Here is a 13,763-nt window from a genome sequence, read left to right as displayed (position 1 = left end):
GGGTTGGATGTGTGATTTTTATTTGAAAAGTATCTCTATTTTTCTTTTTTTTGTGTGCAGGTTGGAATGTGCACTAATTGATCTTGGTCAAAAAAAATTAAAAAATCGAAATGATCACTGACTCCGCCTGGATCAGGCTAATTCCTTTCAGGAGTTGCCTTGATGTTATTTGTTTTATTTTACCAGTTAGGCTATGCCAATATCTCTATGCAATAGGCTAAGGGATTTCTTGCTCTCGGTATTAAAGAGATCCAGTAAGAGAGAACAGGATGTTTGATGAATTTATCATTTTCATCCCAGCAATCTCTCAAAAATGAGTTTGCACCCAGGAATTTACCGATAAGGTAATATATAAAAAGGGAATGTAATGACTGATAATTTTGAAAGACTTATGTCTCGCTATGTCGGCGATGGTGTTTATTTACATATTGATGGCGTCAGATATATTGACGCAGCTTCAGGTACATTCAACCTGCAGCTTGGTTATACCAATGACAGGATAGCCAGTAAGCTCAAAGCACAAATCGACCGCTGTGCTCACTTGAGCTCTGTCCATACGGGCGCCATGTCACAGTGCATACTTGAAAAACTGATAAAACACACGCCTGAAAATATTGATCGGATCTGGATGCGCGATGTTACCGGCTCTGGAGCCGTTGAGTGTGCGATCCGTATGGCGCAGAAGTACACGAAACGCTCTGGGGTTATGTCGCTTTTTCTCGCTCATCACGGGCAGTCTCTGGCGACCGCCCAGATTTCGGGTAATGCATTTCGTCTCAAACACTTTCACGTAAACATTGAGGGATCCTTAAAAATTCCCGTTCCGGCAAGCGTTATGTCGGCTGCTGAAGATTCACACCCGCATGAAAATTATCCCGATATAGAAGATATTTATCAATGTGGCTCTAATGAAAATATTGCTTGCCTGATCGTTGAACCGATACTGGGTAATGGCGGGAATATTGTTCTCTCTGAAGCGTATTATCGTAATCTACGCGATTTCTGTAGTAAAAAAGGTATCGTACTTATCGCTGACGAAGTGCAGACTGGCTTTGGCAGAACCGGTACTTTCTTTGCGTCCAGCGGCTATGCCAGGGCACTTAACCCCGATATTATCGTGTTTGCCAAGGGGGCAGGCGGAATAGGTATTCCAACCGGCGGTGTGCTGATGCGGAAAGAGTTAGACGTGCTCGAGTCATTTGAACATTCCAGTACCGCCGGGGCTAATCCATTATCACTTATCGCCATAAACGAAACGATCAACATTATCGAAGAAGAAGGTATTCTTGATAATGTCGTCAATGGCGAACGGTTTTTACGCGATGGACTGTTATCTCTGCAAAGGAAGTATCCAGAAATTAGCGGCGTTCGCGGCGTGGGCTTTATGTATGGCTTTGATACTCCCAGTATGGAATATGCGGCTGAAGCCATTCATATTGCGGAAAAACATGGGCTGATTATTCGTGGCGCTCGATACGGAAAAAGTAAAGCGCTAAAAGTTCGTCCTCCTCTGATTTCCACCCGGGAACATTTGCAAGAAATTCTCTCCAAGCTGGATGCCACATTTAGCGACATGCAGCAATCCCCTTTTTTCCAATCTGAGGTCGCATAATGCAGGCACTAAAGTATATTCAACCCTGGAAGGTTGAAATTGCCGAAATCCCTGGGCTGACGTGTTGTGCACCTGATGATGTGGTTGTCGATATCGCCGTATGTGGCATTTGTGGTACTGACGTAGGCATTATTAGCGGTCACTATCCCGTGGCACTGACGGGTATCACCCTCGGGCATGAAACCAGCGGCGTAGTGGCCAGCGTGGGCGAAAGCGTTACCCGGTTTACACCGGGTGACAGGGTGGTGGTGAATCCGACTTACTCCTGTCAGCAATGTCGTATGTGCCAGACGGGTAACCCCAACCATTGTGAAATGAAAATGGGCACTGAAGCCGGCGTTTCTTATGATGGGGCTTTCGCCGGTCAATATCGCGCTAAGGAGGCCTTTTTACGCAAGCTGGATGATCATGTCAGCATGCAGGCGGCGACGCTTACCGAACCGCTAAGCTGCACAATTACCGGCGTGGATAAACTGGCCATCACCCATACGAATATTCGGGCGGCCGTCACCGGTGCCGGGCCAATGGGGATGCTCTATGTGTGGGTCCTGCATCAGCGTGGCGTTGAGGCGTTTATGGTGGAAAAGAATCCCCATCGCTATCAGTTCGCGCGCAACAATCTACCGCCTGCAACACGCATCTATGACGATTTTGAGCAGGCTCTCGAACAGGAGTACGGTTCTCGTGACAGCCAGATTGACCTGGTGGTGGACACCACGGGCCAGCTGACCGAACTGATTTTTGCGCATCTTGCTCCCGGCGGTAAATTGTTGAACGTGGCGTTAAAGGATAAACACGCCACCCTGGACGTACTGAAAATTGCCGATAAAAGTCTGTCAGTTATCGGTTCGATCGATTCTCTTAACAATAGCTTTGAACGAGCCTATACCCTGATCCGTGACGAGCTTATTCCGGCCGATCGTCTGATAAGCCATGAAATCGACTTTGCCGATTATCAGGATGCTTTCCGCCTGGTTGGCTGCGACATTGCCAACAAGACAATGGCCCCGCTGGAGGAAGAAAATTGTAAGGTGTTGATTCGCCTGGGTAACATGGATTAATGGCATGAGCATGACTGATTTGACCGTCATTTTTGATATCGACGGTGTGATTGTCGATAGTGAAAAGCTGCACTTTGCCGTGCTGGAAACGCTGATACCTGAACAGGTACAGCCTTATACGCCGCAGCAGCTTATAGGGCTCAGCCTTGAGGAAACGCTCAGCTTTATCGGTATAGATGCTTCCTCGCAGCCCGCTATTATTGCTCGGGTGGTCGATACCTATAAAGCGTTGCTCACCCCTGACGTGTTGCGCCCTGGCGTGAGCGACCTGATTAATAAGCTGCAACGGCAGGGCATCGCTTTTGGCTTTGTTTCAACTGCACCACGACATATATGCCTGGCTAACCTGGCGCTGGTTAAGCTGAACAGGCCAGTTCAGCTGACAGGAGGAGACGATATTGCGCGCACCAAGCCGTTCCCCGATCCCTATCTGGCGATGCTGGACAGGCTTAATGCCGATGCGAAGACAACAGTGGTGATTGAAGACACTGACCTGGGTATATCTGCTGCTTATCAGGCGGGTATTGCGAAGATTTATGCATGGCCCCATGCGCTCTCTGACCAGCAGCAATATCTACATGCTACAGCGGTCATTGACACACTGGGCGACATCGCTGAGTTCGCTCAACTATACTGACTACCCTGACCGTTCCCCCATTTAACCATGTGGTGTGTAAGGATATATTTGTGACTGACAAAGAAGCTATTTCCCTTATCAATAAACCCATCGCCGCCACGCGCAAAGCGTTTTTTATGGCCGGTTTCAGCCTTGCCAGTTGGGCTCCGCTGATCCCATTAACCAAAGAGCGCCTACAGCTGGATAACGGCATGATGGGCGCTATCCTGTTAGCTTTTGGTTTTGGATCGCTATTAATGATGCCTTTATCCGGCATGTTGGCCGCCCGCTTCGGCTGTCGCCGCATTTTTACGTTGGCGCTGCTGCTGGTGTTAGCAACGCTGCCGGCATTAGTGACATTAAACAGTGTGGTTTCGCTGGCGCTGGCGCTGTTTCTATTTGGTGCAGGTATCGGTGCGATGGATGTGGTGGTCAGTATTCATGCGGTGATCACTGAAAAATATGCTCAAAAACCGATCATGTCGGGGTTCCATGCACTTTTCAGCCTGGGAGGCATTGCCGGTGCGGCGGCGGTCAGCCTGCTGCTGTCCTGGGAGATCCCACCGCTCAAGGTGGTGATGATGGTCATCGCGCTACTGGGATTTATCATGCTACTGACCTGGCCCGGGATGATGGATGAAGCGGAACGCCGCGACACGCCTTTTTTCGTGTGGCCAAAGGGAACCGTCCTATTACTGGGGCTGTTGTGTTGCATAGCCTATGTGATGGAGGGCTCAATGTTGGACTGGAGCGGCATCCTGCTTACCAGCCAGCATAACGTTGATGTGCGTCAGGCCGGTCTGGGCTACACGCTTTTCGCTATCACCATGACTTTGGGACGCCTGCTAGGTGACAGGGCGATTGCAAGATTCGGCGCTAAAAGGATCTTTATGGCTAGCGCGATGCTGGCCACATCAGGATTTATCGTGCTTATCACCAGCCAAGCCTTGTTTATCACCGCTTTGGCATTTCTGCTGATTGGCCTGGGCGTTGCGAATATTGCTCCGATGCTGTTTACCGCTTCAGGGCTGCAAAAAGAGATGCCCGATGCATTAGCGGTTGCTGCGGTTTCTTCTCTCGGCTATTCAGGGATATTAATGGGCCCGGCAATCATTGGATTCGTTGCTCATTTCACCACCCTGATCGGCGCATTTATTTTTGTGACTCTGCTCTCGATCATTCTGCTGATGATTTCACACCGGGTCAGATTAACGTCGTAGTAGTGACAGGCAGAACGTTAGCCTGTGTCAGGCAGGCTAACGATCCCTTGTTGATCAACCTGCACGCCCCTCCAGCGCCTGAGCGGTCAGCCACAGGCGGGTATCAAACTCCAGCTGATGATATTGCGGTTCCATATGGCAGCACAGCTGGTAAAACGCCTTGTTGTGATCCTTCTCTTTAATATGCGCCAGCTCATGGACCACGATCATGCGCAGAAACGCCTCCGGGGCCTGCTTGAAGATGGTGGCGACGCGGATCTCCGCTTTGGCCTTCAGCTTACTTCCCTGAACGCGAGATATCGCGGTATGCAGCCCCAGCGCGTGCTTCATCACTTTAATTTTGCTGTCGTAAATGACCTTATTGAGCGGTGGCGCATTGCGCAGTGCCTGATTCTTGATATCCAGCGCGTAGTCGTAGAGTGCCTTGTCGCTGGTAATGCCGTGCGCGGTGGGGTAGCGCTGGTCTATCACCTTCGCCAGCCGCTGCTGTTCAATCAGCGTGCGCACCTGTGACAGGAGCGATTCGGGATAACCTTGCAGGTAAATAAGCGACGACATACTGACTCCGGTGAAGAAAAACGTTTACTGTACGCCCGTTTTAGGGGATAAAACGCGGGAATTTTACCACTAAGGTGATCCCATGAGCCAACTTGAACTGAGCAACCGTATGCTGACGCTGCATCGCTTTCCCCAAATGCGCGAAGAAAGCCCGTTGCAGGCGTGGGATGCGGCCGACGAATATCTGCTCAACCACCTGGGTGATGCGCCGGTCGACGGCCCGACGCTGATCTTTAATGACACTTTCGGCGCGCTGGCCTGTGCGCTGGCGGGGGAGGACGTCTGGAGCATCAGCGACTCCTGGCTGAACCAGCAGGCTACCCGGCAGAACCTGGCGCTGAATCAGCTCGATGAAGGCGACGTGCAGCTACTTGACAGCCTCGCCCCACTGCCAGCGGCTCCGGCGCGGGTGCTGATAAAAGTGCCAAAAACGCTCGCGCTGCTTGAACAGCAGCTGCGTGCGCTGCGTGCGGTGATCACGCCCGAAACGCAGATCGTTGCGGCCGGTAAGGCGAAAGAGATCCACACCTCAACGCTGCAACTGTTTGAAAAAGTGCTCGGCCCGACCACCACATCGCTGGCGTGGAAAAAGGCGCGTCTGATATATGGCACTTTCACTCATCCCGAGTTGTCAGAGAGCGAAGTGATCAGCCGTTGGCCGCTGGACGGTACGCCCTGGCAGATCCACAATCACGCTAACGTGTTTGCTCGTGGGGGGCTGGATATCGGCGCACGTTTCTTTATGCAGCATCTGCCGGACGACATCAATGGCGAAATCGTCGATCTCGGCTGTGGGAATGGCGTGATTGGCCTGATGGCCCTGCAACAGAATCCGCTGGCGCAGGTACACTTCCTTGATGAGTCTTATATGGCGGTCGCTTCCAGCCGCATGAACGTCGAGCTGAATTGCCCGGATGACCTGGCACGCTGTGAGTTCCGGGTGAACAACGCGCTGGCCGGTTATCCGTCGGATCGCCTGCACGCGGTGCTGTGTAACCCGCCGTTCCATCAGCAGAATGCCGTTACCGATCATATTGCCTGGCAAATGTTCCGCGATGCCCGCCGCTGCCTGCAATACGGAGGCGAGCTGCGTATCGTCGGCAACCGCCATCTCGACTATTACCACAAAATGAAGAAGCTGTTCGGCAACTGCACCACCGTGGCGACTCATCAGAAGTTTGTGGTACTGCGCTCGGTGAAAATGCCCTAATCAGGCAGACGGGGAGCGGCGAGCCTTTTAATCCATTTTCATCGCGGCTGATAGCCGTGATGAAAATGGCGGTTACGACGATAGCTCGCCTGCGCGATCTGTGCGGGCGGGTAGCCAATAGCGGCAGATCGCACCAGACGCCGCCAGACTTTTTAGGGTATCAGTACGCGGATTTTTCATCCGGCACAACGTCAGATCGCCAGTCCCAGTCGGGTTCCCTGCGCAATCGCTCGCCGTGCGTCCAGTTCGGCGGCGACGTCGGCACCGCCGATGATATGAAGCGGCGGAGGGTAAGCCCGCAGATCCTTTTCAAGCTCCCGCTGCGTATCCTGCCCGGCGCAGATCACCACGTTATCGACCGCCAGCCGTTGCACCTCACCATTGTGCACAATATGCAGGCCATCATCGTCAATGCGCTGATACTGTACGCCGCCCCACATCTGCACACCATGCATTTGCAGGCTGGCGCGGTGGATCCATCCGGTGGTTTTCGCCAGTCCGGCACCGGGTTTGCCCGCTTTACGCTGTAACAGCCAGATCTGCCGCGCGCACGCAGGAGGCAGCGCGGGCAGAAGCCCACCGGGCTGCTTCAAAGTGCGATCGATGCCCCATTCCTGGCAAAAGCGGCTGATATCCATGCTGGGCGAGGTGCCGCTGACCGCCAGGTATTCTGCCGTGTCAAAGCCAATCCCACCGGCACCAATAATCGCCACGCGCTTGCCCACCGGTTTTTTATCGCGAATGACGTCAAGATAACTGAGTACCGAAGGGTGATCGATACCGGGAATAGCGGGCGTGCGTGGCACGATCCCGGTCGCCAGCACCACCTCATCAAACCCGATCATATCCTGTGCACTGACCCGGTGGTTAAGCCGCAGGGTGACGCGATGCAGCTCCAGCTGGCGGCGGAAGTAGCGCAACGTTTCGCTGAACTCCTCTTTGCCGGGAATTTGCCGGGCGATGTTGAACTGGCCGCCGATTTCCGCGTGAGCATCAAACAGCGTCACCGCATGTCCGCGTGCGGCGGCATTCACGGCAAACGCCAGTCCGGCAGGCCCCGCTCCGACCACCGCCAGATTTTTTAACTGACGGGCAGGGCGGCTGACAAGTTCCGTTTCGTGGCAGGCGCGTGGATTGACCAGGCATGAGGTCAGTTCACCGACGAAAATGCGATCGAGACAGGCCTGATTACAGCCGATACAGGTATTAATTTCGTCGCTACGCCCCTGACTGGCTTTCAGCACGAACTCGGCGTCGGCGAGGAATGGACGCGCCATCGACACCATATCGGCGCAGCCTTCGTCCAGCAGCGCCTGGGCAACGTCAGGATGGTTAATACGGTTGGTGGTAATCAACGGGATGCTGACGTGCTGCCGGAGGAGCTGCGTCACCCAGGCAAAAGCGGCACGCGGCACCGAGGTGGCAATCGTTGGGATACGCGCCTCATGCCAGCCGATACCCGTATTGATCAGCGTGACACCCTGCTGCTCCAGCGCTTTGGCGAGACGAATATTCTGATCCAGCGTGCTGCCCTGTGCCACCAGGTCGAGCATTGACAGGCGGAAGATAATAATAAACGCCGGCCCGGTAGCAGCGCGCACCGCTTTAAGGATCTCCAGTGCAAAACGCTGGCGGCGTATCTCATCACCGCCCCACGCATCGCGACGCTGATTGGTATGCGCCGCGAGAAACTGGTTAATCAGATAACCTTCAGAACCCATAATCTCCACGCCATCGTAGCCAGCCTGCTGCGCCAGCGCAGCGCAGCGTGCGTAATCATCGATCAGGCGCAAAATGTCCGTGTGGCTTAGCTCTCGCGGGCGAAAAGGGTTGATGGGAGCCTGTGATGCGGATGGGGCCACCAGCGTGGGCTGATAACTGTAGCGCCCGGCATGCAGGATCTGTAGCGCGATTTTCCCTCCCGCCTGGTGCACCGCATCGGTCACCTGGCGGTGCTGCGGGAGCTGTGAAGCGGCATTCAGCACCGATGCTCCCGCGCTGACAACGCCTTCCGCCGCAGGCGCAATCCCGCCGGTAACGATCAGAGCGACCCCGGCGCGCGCGCGCTCCGCATAAAATGCTGCCAGCCGCGCCGGGCCATCCGGGTGCTCTTCCAGACCGGTATGCATCGATCCCATCAGAAAACGGTTTTTAAGCTGGGTAAACCCCAGATCCAGTGGAGCAAACAGTGACACGCTCATGGTCGATGATCCCAAAGTGGTCGGATGAGTTCTACTGTAGCGGGCAAATCAGCCGGGTGAAAGGTGAGTTAAGCGCTTTGTGATGAACGCCACTGATTGAGGCAATCGAGAAAGCGCATCGGCCTCACGTTGCCCATAACATTCATTTTAGCGATCTGGCCCACCCTTTTCCTGCTGAAACATCAGGTTACCAGGCGCAATAAAACGTTATCTGGCCAGAGATCTACAATGATTATCATCATGTCACTCTGCACCATCAGCGATAAAGAGCGGGTGGATATGACTTCCAGCAGGTCAGGAGTGCCAAAGCGGCAAGACAATGTGTCGCCAACAAAAGATAAGTAGCCTGAGTGCAATCCACTGACCTTTTAAAGGATAACCATGAACTCTCTTTTCTCACTCGACAACAAACGGGTACTGATTACCGGCTCTGGCCGTGGCATTGGGTTTCTGATAGCAAAAGGACTGGCCGAGGCCGGGGCCGAAGTGATCGTGAATGCGACCACCCCGCAGGGGGCTGATGCGGCCGCTGCGCAGCTGCAACAGCAGGGATTCAAAGCGCATGCCGTAGCGTTTAACGTCACTCAATCCAATGAGATCGACGCCGCCATAGAGAAAATTGAGCTGGAAATCGGCCCGATTGACGTATTGGTGAATAACGCCGGTATCCAGCGACGTCGCCCGTTTTTGGAGTTTCCTGAACAGGACTGGAACGAGGTGATAGCGGTGAATCAGACGGGTGTATTCCTGGTGTCGCAGGCGGTGGCGCGGCAAATGGTGACGCGCAGACGAGGCAAGATTATCAATATTGGCTCAATGCAGAGCGAGCTGGGGCGCGAGACCATCACCCCCTACGCGGCATCAAAAGGTGCGGTGACCATGCTGACGCGTGGGATGTGCGTCGAGCTGGCGCGCCACAATATTCAGGTTAACGGTATTGCTCCTGGCTATTTTAAAACCGAAATGACCCAGGCGCTGGCCGACGATGAAGCCTTTACGGCCTGGCTATGCCAGCGCACCCCGGCGGCGCGCTGGGGCGATCCGCAGGAGCTGATTGGGGCCGCCGTGTTTCTTGCCGCCAAAGCCTCCGATTTTGTCAACGGCCACTTACTGTTTGTTGACGGTGGTATGCGCGTAGCCGTATAGCTAAGCGGCTATGCTGATGGTTGCAGGGGAATGGATGTCCCCTGCATGATAAAAATCCGCCGTTGTCGCTTGATTAAAGTCTGTTCAGGCATGTTATGAGTGAGACGCTGAAAGCTAAAAAATTTGACCGGGGTAAAGCAAAACCGGGGGATATATTTTTCAGTTCCATCAATCAATGTAAATCTATTTAAATAAATCCTAAATAATTGACGCTATCTGATAACACAGATAACTAATTAATTGCGTTTTGCAGCAAATGATTTTTTCAAAGAATGAAATTAATAAGATTAAAAGCGGGATTTTATAAACCTTAAAAAATATTTTTTTAGTTTCAAAAAAATGCCTTTGAATAAATATCAAGACGGTAATAAGATTGTAATTCCATGAAATACAAGCCTTTAATGTCTTTTCTTCTCTTGCGTTACACCCAAAAGAGTCTGGCTTAGTCGAAGAAAAAAAGGAGTGATCCCCTCCCCTGAAAAATGAGTTAATTTTTTTCAAAAAAATATACCTCTTAAACTTAAGAGTATTCTTAATCACTTTTTATTCACTAAGATGTTAAAACTTATTTCTCAGTGATCTAAGCAACTGTTTCCGGAAGAGAGATGATATTTTGAGGACACTCAAACCCCTGTTAGCGAAAAATCGCAGTTGGGCATTGCAGCGACAGCAGCGTGACCCGCAATATTTCCGGCAAAATGTAGACGGGCAGCAGCCACATTCATTATGGATTGGTTGCTCCGATAGCAGAGTGCCGGCGGAAGTTCTGACGGGTGCTCACCCAGGTGAACTCTTCGTCCATCGAAATATCGCCAATATGGTGGTAAGCAATGACGATAACTTTATGAGCGTTTTGCAGTATGCCATCGAATATTTACAGGTTTCACGCATTGTCCTTTGCGGGCACTACGGTTGCGGCGGCGTGCAGGCGGCACTGACCTTACCGGATATCCCACTAAATGATGAGAATTCTGCGCTGGCAAGGCGCATCACCCTGTTGCGTGAAGCGTTGTCCGCCGATCTGGCTGCGCCTGATGCGCAAGAGGACGATGTGGCTCGTCTTAATCGCCTTGTTGAAGCCAATGTGCTGGCGCAGTTTAGCCAGCTGGTGAAAACCGTGCCGGTGGTTAACGCATGGCGTAAAGGTGCCGATCTCGATGTGTTTGGCTGCGTTTACGATCTGCACAGCGGCCATCTTAAAGAGCTTATTCAGCAACAATCAGAAGAGGGCAGCACATGAATCTGCAAACCTTACGCCGGGATATCCCCGCTGGTTTAGTGGTATTTCTGGTGGCCCTGCCGCTCTGTCTTGGGATTGCCCAGGCGAGCGGTTTGCCGCCGTTCGTTGGGCTGCTGACCGGGGTGATCGGCGGTCTGGTGGTGACGACTTTCAGTCCTTCAAGGTTTGCGGTCAGTGGGCCGGCTGCTGGGCTGGTCACCATTGTTACCGGCGCGATAGAGACGCTAGGCTCATTCTCCGCGCTACTTCTGGCGCTGATCGTTGCTGGCGCGCTGCAATTTTTGCTGGGCGTGATACGTGCCGGGCGCTTTATCAGCCTGGTGCCGGGAAGTGTGATCAAAGGGATGCTGGCGGCTATTGGTATCCTGCTGATTATCCAGCAGATCCCGGTAGCACTTGGTGCGGCGGGTGAAAACGATCTGGCCTCGTTACTGACCGGCAGCGCACTCAACGTCTCCTTACCCGCGATGGGGGTCGCCCTGGGGGGGCTGTTAGTTCTTTGGCTGTGGACGACGACGACGGTGAAAAAAAACCGCTGGCTGGGCTGGATGCCTGGCCCGCTGATGGCGGTGCTACTTGGCTGTGTTGCGACAGTTTTCGGCGGGCGTCTGTTTCCGGAATTAGCGGGCAACCTTCCGCGCATCTCGTTGCCAGCGTTTGACAGTCTGGCGTCGTTGACCGGTGAGTTACAGCGCCCGGACTGGATGGCCTGGCAAAACCCGGCGGTATATATGGTGGCCGCCACGCTGGCCCTGGTCGCCAGTCTGGAAACCTTGCTCAGTCAGGAGGCGTTACAGAAGATACGCATGCAGCATCCAGCACCCTCGCCGGATAAAGAGCTGCGCGCCCAGGGGATCGGCAATACGCTGTGCGGCTTCCTCGGCGGGCTGCCGATTACCGCAGTGATCGTGCGCAGTTCGGTTAACGTCGGCGCGGGGGCCCAGAGCAAACTGTCGATTCTGATCCACGGTGCGTTGTTGCTGATTTGCGGACTGTGGTTCAGCGGCTTGCTGAATGCGATTCCACTCGCCAGCCTTGCCGCCGTGCTGTTATATACCGGCTATAAACTGGCCTCACCGGGTCTTTTTGTCTCGCAAATTCGTCAGGGCGCACAGCAGTCGGTGCCGTTCCTTGCTACCATCGGCGGCATCTTGATCTTCGGTATGCTGGCAGGGATTGCGATTGGTTTTATCACACAGATCTTGTTCAGCACCTGGCGAAGCCAGCGTAATGCGATGATGCTGACGCGTTATGACGATCATTACGTTCTGCGCTTCCAGCAAAATCTGAACTTCATGCATAACCCGCGTTTGAAAAATCTGCTGGCGCAGATCCCGGAAAACTGCGTGGTGATCGTTGACCACGATAATGCGGAATACCTCGACCCGGATGTGACTACGGTACTACAGGAGTTTGGCGCAGAGGCGGAAAAGCGGGGCATCCAGCTGAATCACTGGCCGGTCAAACTGGCGTAAGTGAATGAAACAAGGCCACCGCTGCGTGGCCTTATTTCTGCCAGCTCGATTATTTTGGGTATATTATGGAAAGCTTTGTGACTGAGAGAATGGCAACCTGATGACCGATTCATCTCCGCTTACCCCGATCCTCGATGGACATAACGATCTCCTGCTGCATCTGTGGCTGCATCATCCGCAAAAACCCGCCGATGCTTTTTTTCATCAGCGTCTGGGCGGTCATCTCGATTTTCACCGCATGCGGCAGGGGGGTTTTGCCGGTGGGCTTTTTGCCGTATTTGTGCCGCCATCGGAGTACGTGGCGAAGTTTCACGGACGAGACCCACAGCAGGAAGCGCTTCGTCATGATGCGCTGGCAATCACTGAAAGCCAGATAGCCATCCTGCAACAGCTGGCATCGCAGTCGAATGGGCAGGCAAAAATCTGCCGCAGCGCCAGCGAAATTGAGCAATGTATTGCCAGCGGCGTGTTGGCGATGGTGATGCATATCGAAGGGGCAGAAGCGCTGGATGGCGATTTTAGCCAGCTCGAGCGCTGGGTGGACGCCGGACTGCGCAGCATCGGGCCGTTCTGGAATCTTCCCAATCGCTTTGGTTTTGGCGTCAATGGCCGGTTCCCCGGTTCGCCTGATACCGGTGAGGGTCTGACCACGGCCGGGAAACAGCTGATCCGCCTCTGCAACCAGCGTCGGCTGATGATCGATGTTTCACATATGAATCAAAAGGCTTTCCTGGATACCGCCAGGCTGAGCGATGCGCCGCTGGTGGCCAGCCATTCTAACGTGCATGCCCTGTGCCCGCAGCCGCGTAACCTGACTGACAGCCAGCTGGCGGCGATTGCGGATAGTGGCGGGCTGGTGGGCCTGAACTTCGGCACTGCGTTTCTGCGTCGTGACGGCCAGCGCGGGGGCGATATGCCGTTAAGCGTGATGGTTCAGCACCTGGATTATCTGTTGGAAAAGCTGGGAGAAGATGGCGTTGCCTTCGGCTCCGACTTTGATGGCGTTAGCCTTGCGGATGATATCGGTGATGTCAGCGGATTGCCCAGGCTGCTGGCCGCATTACGCAGTGCAGGTTATCGCGAAGCGCTGCTGGAAAAGTTATGCCGCACCAACTGGCTACGAATACTGCGAAAAACGTGGGGAAAATAACCGCTTATATATGAACCAAATAGTACAATTAGCATAAACTGCGCAAACTACAGGGTTGATATCGATTTACCATCGGTGCAACATCTGTCCCGTGACGTTACTAAAATCGGTAACGATGCCAATTTGAACGATATTGACGACTTTTATTTTTTTACACCTGAGGAACCGATCATGCAGTGGACTAAACCAACTTTTATCGATATGCGTCTGGGCCTGGAAGTGACCTTATATATCTCTAATCGTTAACCGCTCTCTTTATTACTACGTGAATAAT

Annotated in this window: 12 protein-coding genes; 10 read left to right on the top strand and 2 right to left on the bottom strand. The window is 53.3% G+C overall.

What is annotated here, in order from left to right:
• The first annotated feature begins 367 nt into the window (after window positions 1-367).
• Genes EPIR_RS15020 through EPIR_RS15005 form a run of 4 tightly spaced genes read left to right on the top strand, consistent with a single transcriptional unit; the run spans window position 368 to window position 4,509 of the window.
• Window positions 368-1,612: a class-III pyridoxal-phosphate-dependent aminotransferase gene (locus tag EPIR_RS15020; RefSeq protein WP_023656330.1), complete on the top strand. Its 1,245-nt coding sequence runs from the start codon at window positions 368-370 to the stop codon at window positions 1,610-1,612.
• Window positions 1,612-2,673, top strand: a complete 1,062-nt coding sequence (locus EPIR_RS15015; RefSeq protein ID WP_023656329.1) for a zinc-dependent alcohol dehydrogenase — start codon at window positions 1,612-1,614, stop codon at window positions 2,671-2,673. The genes EPIR_RS15020 and EPIR_RS15015 overlap by 1 nt, the downstream gene beginning before the upstream one ends.
• A gap of 4 nt (window positions 2,674-2,677) precedes the next feature.
• Window positions 2,678-3,310 carry an HAD family hydrolase gene (locus tag EPIR_RS15010; protein WP_023656328.1) on the top strand — a complete coding sequence of 211 codons (633 nt, stop codon included), beginning with the start codon at window positions 2,678-2,680 and terminating at the stop codon, window positions 3,308-3,310.
• 44 nt (window positions 3,311-3,354) lie between these two features.
• Entirely contained in the window at window positions 3,355-4,509 is a 1,155-nt protein-coding gene (locus tag EPIR_RS15005; protein ID WP_084007865.1) for an MFS transporter, read from the top strand.
• Window positions 4,510-4,563: 54 nt separating this feature from the next.
• Here EPIR_RS15005 and EPIR_RS15000 read toward each other — a convergent pair whose 3' ends face one another.
• Complete coding sequence (locus EPIR_RS15000) at window positions 4,564-5,067, bottom strand: M48 metallopeptidase family protein (RefSeq protein WP_023656326.1); 504 nt, start codon at window positions 5,065-5,067, stop codon at window positions 4,564-4,566.
• Window positions 5,068-5,149: 82 nt separating this feature from the next.
• On the opposite strand from EPIR_RS15000, the gene rlmG reads away from it, so the two are divergent.
• On the top strand, window positions 5,150-6,277 hold the full coding sequence (rlmG, locus tag EPIR_RS14995) for a 23S rRNA (guanine(1835)-N(2))-methyltransferase RlmG (protein WP_023656325.1): 1,128 nt from the start codon (window positions 5,150-5,152) through the stop codon (window positions 6,275-6,277).
• 191 nt (window positions 6,278-6,468) lie between these two features.
• On the opposite strand, the gene EPIR_RS14990 is transcribed toward rlmG, so the two are convergent.
• Entirely contained in the window at window positions 6,469-8,478 is a 2,010-nt protein-coding gene (locus tag EPIR_RS14990) for an NADPH-dependent 2,4-dienoyl-CoA reductase (RefSeq protein ID WP_023656323.1), read from the bottom strand.
• Between the two features lie 381 nt (window positions 8,479-8,859).
• Between EPIR_RS14990 and idnO the strand changes: the two genes are divergently transcribed.
• The 5 genes from idnO to pqqA all read left to right on the top strand — a co-directional run bounded on the left by idnO (window position 8,860) and on the right by pqqA (window position 13,735).
• Window positions 8,860-9,624 carry a gluconate 5-dehydrogenase gene (gene idnO, locus EPIR_RS14985; protein WP_023656321.1) on the top strand — a complete coding sequence of 255 codons (765 nt, stop codon included), beginning with the start codon at window positions 8,860-8,862 and terminating at the stop codon, window positions 9,622-9,624.
• 613 nt (window positions 9,625-10,237) lie between these two features.
• On the top strand, window positions 10,238-10,864 hold the full coding sequence (locus EPIR_RS14980) for a carbonic anhydrase (RefSeq protein ID WP_023656319.1): 627 nt from the start codon (window positions 10,238-10,240) through the stop codon (window positions 10,862-10,864).
• Window positions 10,861-12,339 (top strand): SulP family inorganic anion transporter, encoded by a 1,479-nt coding sequence (locus EPIR_RS14975; protein ID WP_023656318.1) that lies wholly within the window; start codon window positions 10,861-10,863, stop codon window positions 12,337-12,339. Before EPIR_RS14980 ends, EPIR_RS14975 begins: the two co-directional genes overlap by 4 nt.
• Window positions 12,340-12,439: 100 nt before the next feature.
• The gene (locus EPIR_RS14970; protein ID WP_023656317.1) at window positions 12,440-13,489 is read left to right on the top strand and encodes a dipeptidase; all 1,050 of its coding nucleotides are present in this window, start codon (window positions 12,440-12,442) and stop codon (window positions 13,487-13,489) included.
• 171 nt (window positions 13,490-13,660) lie between these two features.
• Window positions 13,661-13,735, top strand: coding sequence for a pyrroloquinoline quinone precursor peptide PqqA (gene pqqA, locus EPIR_RS14965; RefSeq protein ID WP_004160001.1), 75 nt, complete (start codon window positions 13,661-13,663; stop codon window positions 13,733-13,735).
• Window positions 13,736-13,763: the final 28 nt, after the last annotated feature.

This window comes from Erwinia piriflorinigrans CFBP 5888, from assembly GCF_001050515.1.
GTDB classification, from domain to species: domain Bacteria; phylum Pseudomonadota; class Gammaproteobacteria; order Enterobacterales; family Enterobacteriaceae; genus Erwinia; species Erwinia piriflorinigrans.
This window is presented reverse-complemented; position numbering and strand designations above follow the sequence as displayed.